This window comes from Burkholderia sp. Ed8 (assembly GCF_040761425.1).
GTDB classification, from domain to species: domain Bacteria; phylum Pseudomonadota; class Gammaproteobacteria; order Burkholderiales; family Burkholderiaceae; genus Burkholderia; species Burkholderia seminalis.
The window spans coordinates 108,821-123,522 of sequence record NZ_CP142887.1; the positions used below are offsets into that span (position 1 = coordinate 108,821).

Below are 14,702 nucleotides of genomic sequence, written 5' to 3' on the forward strand. Positions count from 1 at the left end.
CCGTGCGGCCCGCCCCGAACCATCCGGCGGCCGATGCGCAGGTCGACACCGTGCTCGTCACGGGCGGCCGCGCGCCGGCCGCGCATCACGGCTTCGTCAACCCGCCGGTGTATCGCGGCTCGACGGTGCTCGCGCCGAGCGTGGCCGACCTGCTCGGCTACACGCAGCCATACGTGTACGGCCGGCGCGGCACGCCGACCACGGCCGCGCTGCAGGAAGCGGTGCGCGCGCTCGATCACGGCGCGGGTGTCGTGCTGTGCCCGTCGGGGCTTGCCGCAATCACGACCGCGCTGTCGTCGTGCCTGTCGGCCGGCGACCATCTGCTGATGACGGATGCGGTGTACAAGCCCGCGCGCCAGCTGTGCGACGGCGTGCTGCGGCGCGCGGGCATCGAGACGACCTACTTCGATCCGTTCGCGTCGGTTGACGCGCTCGCCGCGCTGATCCGGCCGAACACACGTGCGCTGTATCTCGAAGCGCCCGCGTCGCAGAGCATGGAGCTGTGCGACGTGCCGGCGTTCGCCGCGCTCGCGCGCGACCGCGGGCTCGCGGTGCTGTTCGACAACACGTGGGCGACGCCGCTGTTCTTCGACGCGTTCGCGCACGGCGCCGATCTCGTGATCCAGGCCGGCACCAAGTACCTCGCCGGTCATGCGGACGTGATGATCGGCATGGTGTCGGCGTCCGCGCGCGCGCTGCCGGCGCTCGAACAGTATCAGCGCGACACGGGGCAGTGCGTCGGCTCGGACGACGCGTTTCTCACGCTGCGCGGCATCCGGACGCTCGGCGTGCGGCTTCGCCAGCACCAGGCGAACGCGCTGCGCGTCGCGCGCTGGCTCGCCGCGCGTCCGGAAGTGCGGCGCGTGTGCCATCCGGCGCTCGAGGACGATCCCGGCCATGCGCTGTGGGTGCGCGACTTCGGCGGCGCGACGGGGCTGTTCTCCATCGTGCTGCGCCCGGCGCCCGCGCAGGCCGTCGCCGCGCTGCTCGAGGGGCTCGCGTATTTCGGGCTCGGCTATTCATGGGGCGGCTATGAAAGCCTCGCGATGCCGTTCGACTGCAGTGCGTACCGCACCGCGTCGCACTGGGACCCGGGCGGCCCGTGCGTGCGCTTTCACATCGGGCTCGAAAACGCCGACGACCTGATCGGCGACCTCGAGGCCGGCTTCGCCCGCTTCAACGCCGCGCGCTGACGCCGACACGAGCAGCACGCGCGCGGCCCGCACGTTTCGCGCCGCATTCCAATGACGAGGAGCCCCGTATGACGAAGCAACTCTGCCTGGGTGGATTCATGCGCCCCATCTGCCTGCACACGGCGTGGTGGCGGCACCCGAGCGCGCCGACGCTCGCGAACTTCAACTGGCCGGTGATCCGGTCGCTCGCGCAGAAGCTCGAGCACGCGTGCTTCGACGCGGTCTTCACCGCCGACCACCTCGCGGTAATGCCGATGCCGCCGAATGCGCTCAAGCGCAGCGGCACGATCACGTCGTACGACCCGCTCGTGATGCTGTCGGCGATCGCCGCATGCACCGACCGCATCGGCCTGATCGCGACCGGCACGACGAGCTACGAGGATCCGTACCTGCTTGCGCGCCGCTTCGCGTCGCTCGACCACCTGAGTGGCGGCCGCGCGGGCTGGAATATCGTCACGACGGTGAACCCGGAGGCTGCGCTCAACTTCGGTCTCGAGACCGCGCTGCGCCATGCCGAACGCTACGAGCGCGCCGAGGAATTCTTCGACGTCGTGACGGGGCTGTGGGACGGCTGGTCCGATCACGCGCTCGTGATGGACAAGGAGGCGGGGGTGTTCTCCGATCTCGACAAGATCCGGCCGCTCAACCACAAGGGCAAGTTCTTCTCGGTCAAGGGGCCGCTGAACATCGCGCGGCCCGTGCAGGGCTGGCCGGTGATCGCGCTTGCCGGTGCGTCGGAGGAAGCGCGCGACATGGCCGCGCGTTCGGCCGATCTGGTGTTCGGCAATGCGCGCAGCATCGAGACGGGCCGGGCGTTCTACCGCGACGTGAAGTCGCGCGCGGTCGCGGCCGGGCGCAACCCCGATCACGTGAAGATCCTGCCCGCCAACCAGGTGTATGTCGGCCGCACGCGCGCGGAGGCGCTCGCGAAGAAGCGCTACATGGACGATCTCGTCCACGTGGACAGCAACATCCCGAACCTGTCGATCCGGCTCGGCGTCGACTGCTCGAAGTTCGATCCCGACAAGCCGTTGCCCGAGCTGCCGCACACGGAACAGGGGCAGGGCAACCAGCGCGAATGGGCGGCGCTCGCGCGCCGCGAGGGATTGACGGTGCGCGAGCTGGCGAAGCGGGCGGCCGAATCCGGCACCGGCGAGATGGTCGGCACCGCGTCCGAGATCGCCGACCAGATGGAGGAGTGGATGATGACGGAGGCGTGCGACGGCTTCATCGTCGTGTTCTATACGGTGCCTGACGGCTACGACGACTTCGTGACGATGGTGGTGCCGGAGCTGCAGCGGCGCGGGCTGTTTCGCACCCGCTACGAAGGCACGACGCTGCGCGAACACATCGGCCTGCCGCGGCCGAAGAGCCCGCTCGACTGAGCGGCGCGTCGCCAGATTTCGTTCCGGGAGACCGCAATGACCCACGATTCACCCCGATCCACATGGATGACGACGCCGTACCGCCGCCGGCTCGGCGTGCTGAGCGACGCCGCACACCTGCCGCTGCTCGGCGACGGGTTATGCGGCGTCGAGCGCGAGACGCTGCGCGTCGATGCCGCCGGCCGGCTCGCGCTGACGCAACACCCGCACGCGCTCGGCGCGGCGCTCACGCACCCGTCGATCACGACCGACTACGCGGAGCCGCTGCTCGAGTTCGTCACGCCGCCGCAGCACGACGCGGCCGACGTGATCGAGCGGCTCGACGAGCTGCACCGCTTTGCGTGCCGCGCGATCGGCGACGAGCTGCTGTGGAGTCAGTCGATGCCGTGCCCGCTCGACGACGACCGGCGCATTCCGATCGCGTGGTATGGCACGTCGAACATCGGCATCCTGAAGCACGTGTACCGGCGCGGGCTGGCGTTCCGCTACGGCAAGGCGATGCAGTGCATCGCCGGGATCCACTACAACTATTCGCTCGCCGATGCCGTGTGGCCGCTGCTGCGCGACGTGCGCGACGGATGCGAGCCGGCCGGCCGCGACGCGCGCGACATGCGCTCGGCAGGCTATCTCGCCCTGATCCGCAATTTCCATCGCTACGGCTGGCTGCTGCTGTATCTGTTCGGCGCGTCGCCGGCGCTGTGCGCGGGTTTCGTCGCCGGCGACCGGCACGGGCTCGACGCATTCGATGCGCAGACGCTGTACCTGCCGCACGCGACGAGCTTGCGGATGAGCGACCTCGGCTACCAGAACCGGGTGCAGGGCGCGTTCGCGCCGTGCCTCGACAACCTGCCTGCGTACCTGGACGGCCTCGCGCGAGCCGTCGCGCAGCCGTGCCCCGAGTACCAGGCGATCGGCGCGAAGCGCGACGGAGAATGGCTGCAGCTCAGCACGCACTTGCTGCAGATGGAGAACGAGTTCTATTCGTCGATCCGCCCGAAGCGCACGGTACGCAGCGGCGAGCGGCCGCTCGACGCGCTGCGCAGCCGCGGCGTCGAATACGTCGAGGTGCGTTGTCTCGACATCGATCCGTTCGCGCCGCACGGCGTCGCCGAGACGACGCTGCGCTTTGTCGACGCGTTCCTGCTGTTCTGCGCGCTCGACGACAGCCCGTGCCTCGCCGGTGCCGAGCAGGACGCGTGCCGGCGCAACTTCGCCGCGGTCGCGCGGGAAGGTCGGCGCCCGGGGCTCGAGTTGCAGCGTGGCGGCGAGCGCGTCGCGCTGCGCGTGTGGGCGCACGAACTGCTCGCGCGAATCAACGAGGCGGCCGGCGTGCTGGATCTGCAGCGCGGTGACACGCGCACGACCGCCGCGCTCGACGCGCAATACGCGAAGCTCGACGATCCGCGGGCGACGCCGTCGGCGCGTGTGCTCGATGCGCTGCACACGCTGCGCGACGATCCGGGCGGCGCGTGCTTCGCGTTCGGGATGCGGCAAACGCTCGCGCATACCGGGGCGTTCCGCGCGCGTCCGCTGCCGGCCGACGTGCAGGCGCGTTTCGACGCGATCGCGGCCGAATCGCTGAGCCGGCAGGCCGACCTGGAGCGCACGCAGATCGGCAACTTCGACGCGTTTCTCGCCGCGTATCACGCGGGAACGCTGAACCAGGAGTGCGGCGAGCCGACACATGGTGCGCACTGATACGGCGTCGCCGTATCGAATCCATCTCACGGAGGACAGATGAGCAGTATCGCGGAAATGAAGACCGATCGCGGGTTCTCGGCGCGGGCGGCCGGCGCGGGCGCGCTGGCGTCGTTCGTCGGCTTTGCATCGACGTTCACGCTGATCGTGAATGCGCTGACGAACGTCGGTGCAACGCGCGCGCAGGCCGCGTCCGGCCTGATGGCCGTCTCGATCGTGATGGGGCTGGCCGGCATCGTGCTCAGCTACCGGACCCGGATGCCCGTCAGCGCTGCGTGGTCGACGCCCGGCGCCGCGCTGCTGCTCGGCCTGGGCGCCGTGAAGGGCGGCTATCCGGCCGCGGTCGGCGCGCTCGTGCTGACCGGCGTGCTGCTCACGCTGGCCGGGCTGTGGAAGCCGCTCGGCCGAGCGATCTCGAGGATTCCGCTGCCGATCGCCAACGCGATGCTCGCGGGGATCATCCTGAACCTCTGCGTCGCCCCGGTGCACGCACTCGAGCAGTATCCGCTGTACGTCGCGCCGGTCCTGCTCGTCTGGGTCGTGATGATGCGGGTTCGCAAGATTCTCGCGGTGCCGTGCGCCGCGGTCGCGACGCTGGTCGTGATCGCGTTCATTGCGAAGACGGGTGGCGTCGGCGCGACCGGGATGTTGCCGCACCTCGCGCTCGTCGGGCCCGTGTTCTCGGCATCGACGATGGTGAGCGTCGCGGTGCCGCTCTTCATCGTGACGATGGCGTCGCAGAACATCCCGGGCGTCGCGGTGCTCAACGTCAACGGCTACCGGCCCGAAGCGTCGCGGCTGTTCACGGCCACGGGGCTGTGCAGCCTGCTCGCGGCACCTTTCGGCGCGCCGCCGATCGGGCTGGCCGCGATCACCGCCGCACTATGCGCCGGCGAGGAGGCCGGCCCCGACGAATCGCGGCGCTACTGGGCCGGCATCGTCTGCGGTGCCGCGTACATCGTGTACGGGTTCGCGGCGAGCGCCGCGACGCTGTTCATCGCGGTCGCGCCGCCGATCATCATCGAAGCGGTTGCCGGCCTCGCGCTGATGAACGCCCTCGGCGGCGCGCTGCTCAACGCATTCACCGACAAGGACGCGCGCGAGGCCGCGATCCTGACCTTCCTCGTGACGATGGCGGGCCATGCGTTTCTCGGCATCGGCGGCGCGTTCTGGGGCCTGCTGACCGGCATCGGGCTGAGGTTCGTGCTGCGTCGCGAGAAGGGCCGGTGATGCCGCGCGACGACGCGGCCCCCGCAGTTCTGCCATTCCCTCAAAAAAACGGAGAAGAGATGCAGCACAACATCGTGAAAGTGACCGCGACGCCGGTGTTCGCGCGCGGCGACGCGGAGATCGCCGGCGTGCGGTTGTCCGGCAAGCTGTCGGGCGTCATCGTCGAAATCGAGACGTCGCAGGGCGTGGTCGGCCACGGCTTCACGGCGATCACCGACGAAGCGGTCGTGGCCGCGGCGATCGATCACGTCGCCGCACCCAACCTGGTCGGGATGAACGTCGTCGAGCGCGAGCTGATTCTCGACAAGCTTTACTGGCTGTTATGCCCGCGCGGGCAGACCGGCTATGCGGGGCACGTGATTTCCGCGATCGACATCGCGGTCTGGGATGCGATCGGCAAGATCGCCGGGCTGCCGGTGTGGAAAATGCTCGGCGGCGCGCGCCCGGTCGTGCCGCTGTATACGACGTTCGGCTTCGCGTCGCTCGAGCGCCCGGAGCTGATACATGCCGCGCGGGCGCTCGTCGGCGCCGGACATCGCCGCATCAAGATGATCGTCGGTTATCACGCGCTGGCGCGCCGCGACGAAGGGCGCTCGCTCGACCAGGTCGTCGCGGACGACGTCGCGCGCGTGCGCGCGGTGCGCGATGCGGTGGGTGCCGCCGCCGAGATTTACATCGACGCGAATTGCGGGCTCGACCACTATCACGCGCTGCGGCTTGCCGAGCGCGTGGCCGATTGCGACATCGGTTTCTTCGAGGAGCCGATCGCCGAGAACGACCCCGCGAAGCTCGCCGACCTGAGAAAGCGCGGCGGCATTCCGGTCGCCACCGGGCAAAGCGAGGGGCAGTTGTTCCGGTTCAGGGATTTCCTCGTGAACGACGCCGTCGACATCCTGCAGCCAAACGTGTGCGTGTGCGGCGGGTTCTCCGTCGCGGCGCGCGCGGCCGCGCTCGCGCAGGCGTTCGGCGTGCCGATCGACAACGGCGGCACGTTCCCGTTCCACAACATGCATCTGCACGGCGGGCTTGCGAATGGCGGCTCGGTCGAGTGGCACGTCGTCGCGGTCGAGATCTGCCGGAACCTGTTTACCGGCCTGCCGACCGCGCAGAACGGGACGTTGGCACTGCCCGACACGCCGGGCCTCGGTTTCGGCATCAATCGCGATGGGGTCCGCGAATTCTCGTCGGGCCCGGGATCGCAGGGGCACGGTAAAGCCTGACCGGTGTCGCGCCCGTTCGCGTCGATCGGGCGTGCGATGAACTACTAGGGTCTGTTTACATTCGATGAAATGTGTTTACATCTTGTTTTTTGCACGATCAAGGCAAGATGGTCCGAACATTACTGAGCGACGAGGTATGGGCACGAATCGAGTATGTCCTGCCAGGCAAGGAAGGCGACCCGGGGCGAACGGCAGCCGACAATCGGTGGTTTGTCGAGGCCGTTCTCTGGATCGGCCGCACGGGTTGTCCGTGGCGCGACTTGCCGAAGGAATTCGGCCGATGGCATACGGTGTACATGCGCTTCTCCCGGTGGCGTCGCAAAGGCGTGTGGGAACGCGTGGCACATGCGGTATCCGACGAGACGGAAATCAAACGCGTGCTGATCGACTCGACCATCGTGCGAGCACACCAGCATTCGGCAGGCGCCCGAAAAAAGCGGCCCGCAAGCGCTCGGCCGCTCACGAGGAGGATTGACGACCAAGTTGCATCTGGCCGTTGATGAAGCCGGGCGGCCGCTGCGAATGATTGTCACGCAAGGACAGGTCTCGGACATTTCGTGTGCGCACGAATTGGTCGAGCATCTGCGCACGGGCGCCGTGATTGCTGACAAAGGTTACGACTCGGACGCCTTCGTGAACACCATCCGCGCTACGCGCGCGAAGGCCGTTATCCCGCCGCGTTCGAATCGAAAGACCAAACGTCGGTACAGCCGCGTGCTGTATCGAACTCGGAACATCGTCGAACGCTTCTTCAATCGCATCAAACATTTTCGTGGTGTCTCCACTCGTTACAACAAGCTCGCCGGTAACTATCTCGCCTTCGCGGCGCTTGCTTGCGCCTTTGGACCGCTGGTGAGAATGTGAACAGGACCTAGCGATCGACCGTTTCGTCCACAGCGCGGCGTGGCTGCGATCCGTGTGTTGATCGTCGTACGGTAAAAGGCAGGAGAATCCGTCCCGGCATGCCGGGATTTACGCGGTTCTCGTTTGAATCATGTGGGAAGCAGTGTCCGCACGATATTGATGAAGCTTGCAAGCACACGGCTGATATCACCCGTCCGCCACGCGAGGCCGGTTTCAACGATGAACGGGTCGTGTGCGAGCGGCCGATAGATGACGCCTGTACGTCGCAGGTTACGCAATGATTGCGGCACCAGCGCAACGCCGATGCCTGCGGAAACGAGGCTGATGATCGTCTGCATCTGGATTGCTTCCTGGCCGATTCGCGGGACAACGCCTGCAGCGCTGTAGCACTCCATAATGCCATCGTAAAACTCCGGCGCGAGACGACGCGGAAAAATCACGAGTGGAAGCGTTGCGACTTCCTTCAGGTGGATGGGCACATCCTCCGGAGCGTTCGACACGGCAGTTGGCATCGCAAGCACGAGCGGCTCGCTCAGAAGCGGCAAGTACGATATCTCGGCCACGTAACGTGGTGGCACCGGGGCGATAATCAGGCCTGCGTCGATGTGGCCCGCGGCCAACTCGTCGATTTGCACGTCACTAGTCGATTCGGTAAGTTGCAACCGTACCAGCGGATAGCGCGTTCCGAACTCGCGCAGCAATGAAGGGAGAAGCCCGTAATCGGCAATCGATACGAACGCGAGTGACAACCTCCCGGTCTCGCCGAGCGCGAGGCTCTGCGCCAGAGGGGGAAGCGCCTCTGCAGCCGCGAGGAGTTTGAGCACTTCCGGAAGCAGTGCTTCGCCGACCGCGGTTAGCGCAACACTGCGCTTTGTGCGCGCAAATAACTCTACACCGAGTTCCCCCTCCAGGGCGCGAATAGCCTGTGACAGCGGAGGCTGGGTCATTGATAGGCGCACGGCGGCGCGACCGAAATGCCGCTCCTCTGCAACGGCCACGAAGTAATACCACTGACGTAAATCGGGGGGGAAGTTTGGCATTCGTTCGATCTGAAGTGCGGCTGAACGGTGATGAATAATATATTGGACAAGCGGTTTGTGGTGTAACGAGGCAGCACTGGACATCAATGCTGTCGAGACGATTTTGACCCTCACCTATGAAATAGTCCGGTGCAAAAGTGGAGAAATTCGGCATGATGTGTCCAAGCGGACACGAAGGCCATGCCATGAAGACGAGCAAGTTTACGGAAGAGCAGAGCTTGATCGGGACGTGCAAGCTGAACGGCATCAACCCGCGTGCTTATCTGGAATACGTCCTGACCCACATCGGTGATCACAAGATCTCTCGCATCGAAGAATTGCTGCCCTGGGCACTGTCACGTTGGCGGGTGTGGTCGCGTAAGATGATGCGATGAAACCAAAAGCGCTCTACCACGGCCATCGATTCCCCGCAGCAGTCATCAGCCAGGCGGTCCGCTGGTATTTCCGCTTCCAGTTGAGCCTACGCGACATTGAGGAGCTGCTATTCGAGCGCGGCGTGATCGTCAGCTACGAGACAATCCGCCGGTGGTGCGACAAATTCGGTGCGGCCTTCGCTCAGCGGGTCAAGGCTGCGCGGCGAAAGCCAGGCCGCGCTTGGCATCTGGACGAGATGTTCGTGAATCTGCGCGGCGGGCCCTGGCTGCTGTGGCGGGCGGTCGACGAACACGGTGCCGAGCTGGATATCCTGCTGCAGAAGCGGCGCGACAAGGCTGCAGCCAAGCGCTTTTTCCAGCGTGTGCTGCGTTCCTGTCCGGCACCGCGCAAGCTCGTCACCGACCAGTTACGCAGTTACCCGGCTGCCGAGGCTGGCATCCCCGAAATCGCCAACGTCAAGCACGTGTTCGTGAAGGCCGCTGCCCGCTTGAACAACCGCGCCGAGAACAGTCATCAGCCGACCCGCGAACGCGAGCGGCGCTTCAAGGGCTTTCGCGACCCGAAGTGCGCTCAGGCCTTCCTGTCGAACTTCGGGCCGATCCGCCAGCACTTCGCCCTGAAGCGGCATCTGCTGCGTGCTTCGCTTTATCGCAAACACCTAGGGAAACACTGATTTATCCAGCTCGGCGGTCATCGCTGACGTAGCCGAGAACGTTGTAGAAGGCAGTTCACGGAACGGATCCTCGATGATGAAGCGGCAGATGAGCTTCGCGGAAGCGGAAAGTGCGGGCAAGAAGCTCGTGCCGTGGCCGCGGTTGCTGACGGCGATCGAGCCGTACTATCCGAAGGGTGAGCGCGGCCGTCGGCCGATAGGTCTGGAGCGGATGCTTCGAATCTATTTCCTGCAGCAGTGGTACGGCCTGTCGGACGAAGGGCTGGAAGACGCGCTGTACGACAGCATCGCGATGCGTGCCTTCGCGGGAATCGATCTGGCTGTCGAGAATGTGCCGGATGCGACCACGCTGCTGAAGTTCCGGCGCCTGCTGCTCAAGCATGACCTGACGCGCAAGCTGTTCGATGAGATCGGTATCTCGCTGTGCGAACGCGGGCTGATGATGAAGGAAGGTACCTTGGTCGACGCGACGATCATCGAAGCGCCGTCGTCGACCAAGAACGCCGAGAAGAGCCGCGACCCAGAGATGTATCAGACGAAGAAAGGAAACGCCTGGCACTTTGGGATGAAGGCCCATCTCGGGGTCGACGCCGATTCGGGACTGGTTCACAGCGTGGTGGGCACGGCGGCCGACGTGTCGGACGTTTCGCAGGCTCACGCCCTGCTGCACGGGCATGAAGAGGAAGCGTTCGGCGATGCGGGCTACATCGGCGTGGACAAACGCGACGAAATGAACGGCAAGCTGGTGAAATGGCGTGTGGCGGCCAAGCGCGGAAAGATCAAGGCGATGCAGGATGGCCCGCTGAAGGATCTGGTGACCACGGTCGAGCGAACCAAGGCGCAAATCCGCGCGCGGGTCGAGCATCCGTTTCATATCGTCAAGAACCTGTTCCGTTATCGCAAGGTGCGCTACAAGGGACTGGCCAAGAACACGGCGCAGCTGTTCAGTCTGTTCGCCCTGGCGAACCTGGTGATCGTACGAAACCGGCTGCGTTCGGCTCATGGGAGCAGTCCGTCATGCGCGTGAAAAATGCGAGCAGGGAGGCTCGTTTACGAGCCAACTGCACCGAAATGAGCGCCGATTCGATTCGTTATCCGGAAAGTTCGACGTCATCTCGCCTGAAACGTCGGCGGTTGGCCCATTAATCAGCATTTCCTTAACGGAGGAAGCGCTGCACCGGATCGGCGCGCTCTACAAGATTGAGGAGCAGATCCGTGGCAACCCACCTGATGAGCGGCACAGTGTGCGCCAGGCGCGAGCGGTGCCGCTGCTCGACGACATGAAACGCTGGTTCGAAGCAACGCTCGCCACGCTCTCTGCAAAATCCGACACGACCAAGGCGATTCAGTACGCGCTGAATCGCTGGCCGGCGCTCATCTACTACTGCAGCGGCGGGCGTGCGGAAATCGACAACCTGATCGCCGAGCGAGCACTGCGCGCCGTTGCCCTCGGCAGACGGAATTACTTGTTCGCCGGCGCCGACTCCGGTGGCGAACGTGCCGCCGCGATGTATAGCCTGATTGGCACGGCGCGCTTGAACGGCATCGATCCCGAGGCGTATCTCGCCTACGTGCTTGAGCGCGTCGCTGACCATCCGATCAACCGCATCGACGAGTTGTTACCGTGGAACGTGGCGTCGTCGTTGCCCTCTACTGCCCGCGTCGAGCCTATCCGATAGCATCGCGCTCCCGTCGTCAACGATCTACGCTGCGGTGCCGGTCGAGTGCTTACCGTTGATCTCGTTCTCGCGCGCGATCAACGCGACCGATGCACCGGGCTCGAACGACTGCTCCACTAGCCGTCGCTTGAATTCGACCGGAAAGTTCGGCCGCTTGTACGCTTCACCCGCAAGGCGTTCACTCAATGTCCTGTCCACTTTGGTGTCCACCATAATTTAGTGGGCACCAAATTACCAACCCACTCAACCGGCCGTCGAGAACGGCCTACGTGAGTCGCTTACTGTGAATACGCTCCCCTAAAGTGACAGCGCCGTTTGAACTCCGGGGAAAACGTACGTCGTTGCTTGCTCATCAGGCACCTCTTCATGGCGACCATTTTCGCCTAAATCAGCGTCCGGATTCATTAGACAACTACACGAACTTGTCAAATGAGAGCTTGCTTGACTTCGCCGAGCCAAGCTAAGCGAGAAAGAGTCTCGCCAAGAGGACGATACTCACAGCCGACGTAACCGTCGTACCCTGCGTGGCTAAGGTCTTGCAACAGTTTCACGTAATTTGCGGCACCGTCCGACGGCTCGTTGCGGCCTGCAAAACCGGCGATTTGCACATATCCCGCCAGCCCTGCATAGCGGCGAATCACCAGCCGGTATATCTTCATGCATCGTGCCCGCGTGATATATGTCGAGTAGCAGCCGGACATTTGAAGCGTTCACCGACTCGACTACCGACGCGGCATGGTGCACGTCCTTGAACACGAAATCCGGAACGTCTCGGCGATTTATGGCTTCGACGACAACTGTAATTTCGGACTGCGCTGCGAAGGCTGCGGCAGCTCTCAGATTTTCCCGCAAGGTCTCCTCGGCATGTTTAGCCGTCACGCCGGTAGGAACCTTGCCCGCGAGGACGTGCAGGACTTTGCAACGCGTACCGTTAGCGTAGTCGATGGCCTCAGCTAGCCTTGTATGGAATTCTGCCTCCCGGCCGGGAGCGGCACCTAGTCCCAGGTCATTAAGCTCGTAACGCATGTTTGCAAGCGACTGGGTCATCCCGCAATTGCGTAACAAACCGCTCAGTTCGTCGCTTGCGAGCGTATTCTGGAATGGGAACTCAACCGCGTCGAAGCCGGACTGCGCTGCCGCAGCGATGCGTTCTTCAAAGGGCAACTCATTAAATAACAATCCAATATTCGCGGAAAACTTCAGCATCTGTACTTTCCCAAAACAGGACGATGGCGCCTTCTCGCCGCGGCAATCTCGACGTTTATACCCACGGGCGTTGTGCAAGGTAGGCGGTTTCAAAAGCCACGATGTCATCAGCGTGCTTCAATGTCGCGCAGACATCGTCTGCACCCTCCAACAATCTCGCTTTCTGCGTGGCATCTATTTCGAATCTGTGCTGCTTCCCGTCACATTCAAGGACGGTCTGAGACTCCAGGTCGACACACAGCCGAAAGCCCGGCGTGGCCTCCAAGGCTTCAAAAAGTCCGTCCATGAGCTCGGACGGTAGTACGACCGTCAGTAATCCGTTTTTGGTGCAGTTATTGCGGAAAATATCGGCAAAGCCGCGTGCTATCAGGACACGAACGCCTGCTTGTTGTAGGGCCCAGGGAGCGTGCTCTCGCGAACTGCCGCACCCAAAGTTTTGCCCGCTCAGCAAGATGGACGCTCCTTCATACCGAGGCCAATTAAGAACGAAGTCAGGGTTGGGGACACGCTCGTCCGCGGGCTTTCCATAAAATCCGGCGTCCTTGAAGCGCCACTCGTCGAAGACGTAAGGCCCGAAACCCGTCCGACCTATGGCCTTCATGAACTGCTTTGGCATGATTGCGTCTGTATCGACGTTATTGCGGTCAATCGGTACGACAATGCCTTCGTGACTTGTGAAGGGTTCCATATTTAATGTCTGCCGGCCGATTTGTAGTCGCGGATGTCAACAGAGTGACCAGCTATCGCTGCAGCCGCAGCCATTTCCGGGCTGACAAGATGAGAACGTCCGCCAGCGCCTTGCCGCCCTTCAAAGTTGCGATTAGATGTAGAAGCGACGCGTTCGCCCGCCTCCAGATGGTCCGGGTTCATCCCCAAGCACATAGAACAGCCGGCCTCTCGCCATTCAAAGCCTGAACCGAGAAACACGGAGTGCAGGCCTTCGGCCTCCGCCTGACGCTTGACGGCGGTTGACCCTGGAACAGCCATCGCGAGGCGAATACTGGGAGCTATTCGACCGCCCAAGCGTTTCAAAACGCTTGCGGCTGCTCGCAAATCTTCAATGCGCCCGTTCGTGCAAGAGCCGATGAACACTTTGTCTATCGGGATTTCGCGCAACGGGGTTCCCGGAACCAGGTCCATGTAGCTCAAGGCCAGTTCGTATGCCTTGCGGCGTGAGCGGTCCTCAACAGTAGCGGGGTCCGGAACGACGTCAAGAATCCCAGCCACCATCTCCGGTGAAGTGCCCCACGTGACTTGAGGCGCCAATGAGGAGACGTCGAAGACCACCTCAGCGTCGAACACCGCGTCAGAATCGGAGAAAAGTTGCCTCCATTCTTCGCTTGCCCGCTGCCATTCGTCGCCCTTCGGGGCGAATTCGCGCGCGCGGCAAAAGTCAAGCGTTTTCTCGTCGACGGCAATGAGCCCCACGCGAGCTCCCGCTTCAATCGACATGTTGCAGAGGGTCATTCGAGCTTCCATCGAAAGAGCGTCCACGACAGGGCCCGCAAACTCAATCGCATAACCAGTTGCACCGGCGGTTCCAATCTTTCCGATGAGGGACAGCGCCACGTCTTTGGCGCTGCACCCGGTGGGGAGCGTTCCTGTGAAACTGACACGCATATTCTTACTGCGGCGAGTGGCAAGCGTTTGGGTCGCCAGAACGTGTTCAATTTCCGACGTTCCGATGCCGAAAGCCAACGCACCTAGAGCTCCGTGAGTGCTGGTGTGCGAATCGCCGCATACCACCGTCATGCCCGGAAGTGTCGCGCCGATTTCCGGCCCAACAACATGGACGATACCTTGGTGAGGGTCACTCATGCCGAAGTGACGCACTCCATTTGCCTCGCAGTTGTCGCGAAGCGCTTTCACCTGGACCCGCGACGTATCGTCCGTTTCTCCTGGGAGCGGTCAGTCGTTGGAACGTTGTGGTCCGCGACAGCCAGCGTCGCCTTCGGGCACCAAACGACCCGGTGACTGTGTCTCAGTCCTTCGAACGCTTGCGGACTTGTCACCTCGTTGAAAAGGTGGCGGTCAACATACAGCAGCGAGTTGCCGTCTGAATCTGTCCTCACAATGTGCGCATCGAAAATCTTGTCGTAGAGCGTACGAGCCATGAGACTTTTCCTCCGCCCCGGAACG

At 63.7% G+C, this 14,702-nt stretch carries 11 protein-coding genes and 4 pseudogenes; 10 read left to right on the top strand and 5 right to left on the bottom strand.

Annotation, left to right across the window (positions count from 1 at the left end; all coding sequences use genetic code 11):
• Positions 1 to 2: 2 nt before the first annotated feature.
• From metC to VXM69_RS32115, 6 genes are all read left to right on the top strand, one after another.
• On the top strand, positions 3 to 1,193 hold the full coding sequence (metC, locus tag VXM69_RS32090; protein WP_367190365.1) for a cystathionine beta-lyase: 1,191 nt from the start codon (positions 3 to 5) through the stop codon (positions 1,191 to 1,193).
• Positions 1,194 to 1,261: 68 nt separating this feature from the next.
• A complete protein-coding gene (locus VXM69_RS32095; RefSeq protein ID WP_367190366.1) occupies positions 1,262 to 2,578 on the top strand; it encodes an LLM class flavin-dependent oxidoreductase in 1,317 nt (438 codons plus the stop codon).
• 66 nt (positions 2,579 to 2,644) lie between these two features.
• Positions 2,645 to 4,276: a glutamate--cysteine ligase gene (gene gshA, locus VXM69_RS32100; RefSeq protein ID WP_021156687.1), complete on the top strand. Its 1,632-nt coding sequence runs from the start codon at positions 2,645 to 2,647 to the stop codon at positions 4,274 to 4,276.
• Between the two features lie 39 nt (positions 4,277 to 4,315).
• A complete protein-coding gene (locus tag VXM69_RS32105) occupies positions 4,316 to 5,506 on the top strand; it encodes a benzoate/H(+) symporter BenE family transporter (RefSeq protein ID WP_367190367.1) in 1,191 nt (396 codons plus the stop codon).
• Between the two features lie 59 nt (positions 5,507 to 5,565).
• Positions 5,566 to 6,726, top strand: coding sequence for a mandelate racemase/muconate lactonizing enzyme family protein (locus VXM69_RS32110; protein WP_367190368.1), 1,161 nt, complete (start codon positions 5,566 to 5,568; stop codon positions 6,724 to 6,726).
• A gap of 107 nt (positions 6,727 to 6,833) precedes the next feature.
• Positions 6,834 to 7,590 (top strand): IS5 family transposase gene (locus tag VXM69_RS32115; protein WP_367190369.1). Its coding sequence is split into 2 segments (ribosomal slippage): positions 6,834 to 7,156 and positions 7,155 to 7,590, totalling 759 coding nucleotides; the frame shifts between segments, so codons are not numbered across the junction.
• 128 nt (positions 7,591 to 7,718) lie between these two features.
• On the opposite strand, the gene VXM69_RS32120 is transcribed toward VXM69_RS32115, so the two are convergent.
• Positions 7,719 to 8,630 (bottom strand): LysR family transcriptional regulator, encoded by a 912-nt coding sequence (locus VXM69_RS32120; protein ID WP_367190378.1) that lies wholly within the window; start codon positions 8,628 to 8,630, stop codon positions 7,719 to 7,721.
• Between the two features lie 215 nt (positions 8,631 to 8,845).
• Here VXM69_RS32120 and VXM69_RS32125 point away from each other — a divergent pair.
• The 4 genes and pseudogenes from VXM69_RS32125 to VXM69_RS32140 all read left to right on the top strand — a co-directional run.
• Positions 8,846 to 9,004 (top strand): annotated as a pseudogene (locus VXM69_RS32125) (transposase domain-containing protein); the annotation flags it as partial.
• The gene (locus VXM69_RS32130; protein WP_367190370.1) at positions 9,001 to 9,678 is read left to right on the top strand and encodes an IS6 family transposase; all 678 of its coding nucleotides are present in this window, start codon (positions 9,001 to 9,003) and stop codon (positions 9,676 to 9,678) included. The pseudogene VXM69_RS32125 and the gene VXM69_RS32130, both read left to right, overlap by 4 nt.
• Positions 9,679 to 9,754: 76 nt before the next feature.
• Positions 9,755 to 10,705 carry an IS5 family transposase gene (locus tag VXM69_RS32135; RefSeq protein ID WP_367190379.1) on the top strand — a complete coding sequence of 317 codons (951 nt, stop codon included), beginning with the start codon at positions 9,755 to 9,757 and terminating at the stop codon, positions 10,703 to 10,705.
• 127 nt (positions 10,706 to 10,832) lie between these two features.
• Positions 10,833 to 11,357 (top strand): annotated as a pseudogene (locus VXM69_RS32140) (transposase); the annotation flags it as partial.
• Positions 11,358 to 11,411: 54 nt separating this feature from the next.
• Here the strand turns inward: VXM69_RS32140 and VXM69_RS32145 are convergent.
• From VXM69_RS32145 to leuC, 4 genes and pseudogenes are all read right to left on the bottom strand, one after another.
• Positions 11,412 to 11,513 (bottom strand): annotated as a pseudogene (locus tag VXM69_RS32145) (transposase); the annotation flags it as partial.
• A gap of 372 nt (positions 11,514 to 11,885) precedes the next feature.
• Positions 11,886 to 12,563, bottom strand: a complete 678-nt coding sequence (locus VXM69_RS32150; protein WP_367190371.1) for a TIM barrel protein — start codon at positions 12,561 to 12,563, stop codon at positions 11,886 to 11,888.
• A 55-nt stretch (positions 12,564 to 12,618) separates the two neighbouring features.
• The gene (gene leuD, locus VXM69_RS32155) at positions 12,619 to 13,251 is read right to left on the bottom strand and encodes a 3-isopropylmalate dehydratase small subunit (RefSeq protein ID WP_367190372.1); all 633 of its coding nucleotides are present in this window, start codon (positions 13,249 to 13,251) and stop codon (positions 12,619 to 12,621) included.
• Between the two features lie 2 nt (positions 13,252 to 13,253).
• Positions 13,254 to 14,677, bottom strand: a pseudogene (leuC, locus tag VXM69_RS32160) (3-isopropylmalate dehydratase large subunit).
• Positions 14,678 to 14,702: the final 25 nt, after the last annotated feature.

Bases quoted from the DNA above. Each gene is read 5' to 3' on its own strand.
- VXM69_RS32120 (WP_367190378.1), bottom strand. From the start codon at position 8,630: ATGCCAAACTTCCCCCCCGATTTACGTCAGTGGTATTACTTCGTGGCC.
- leuD (WP_367190372.1), bottom strand. From the start codon at position 13,251: ATGGAACCCTTCACAAGTCACGAAGGCATTGTCGTACCGATTGACCGC.
- VXM69_RS32105 (WP_367190367.1), top strand. From the start codon at position 4,316: ATGAGCAGTATCGCGGAAATGAAGACCGATCGCGGGTTCTCGGCGCGG.
- VXM69_RS32135 (WP_367190379.1), top strand. From the start codon at position 9,755: ATGAAGCGGCAGATGAGCTTCGCGGAAGCGGAAAGTGCGGGCAAGAAG.
- gshA (WP_021156687.1), top strand. From the start codon at position 2,645: ATGACGACGCCGTACCGCCGCCGGCTCGGCGTGCTGAGCGACGCCGCA.
- VXM69_RS32130 (WP_367190370.1), top strand. From the start codon at position 9,001: ATGAAACCAAAAGCGCTCTACCACGGCCATCGATTCCCCGCAGCAGTC.
- VXM69_RS32095 (WP_367190366.1), top strand. From the start codon at position 1,262: ATGACGAAGCAACTCTGCCTGGGTGGATTCATGCGCCCCATCTGCCTG.
- VXM69_RS32110 (WP_367190368.1), top strand. From the start codon at position 5,566: ATGCAGCACAACATCGTGAAAGTGACCGCGACGCCGGTGTTCGCGCGC.
- VXM69_RS32150 (WP_367190371.1), bottom strand. From the start codon at position 12,563: ATGCTGAAGTTTTCCGCGAATATTGGATTGTTATTTAATGAGTTGCCC.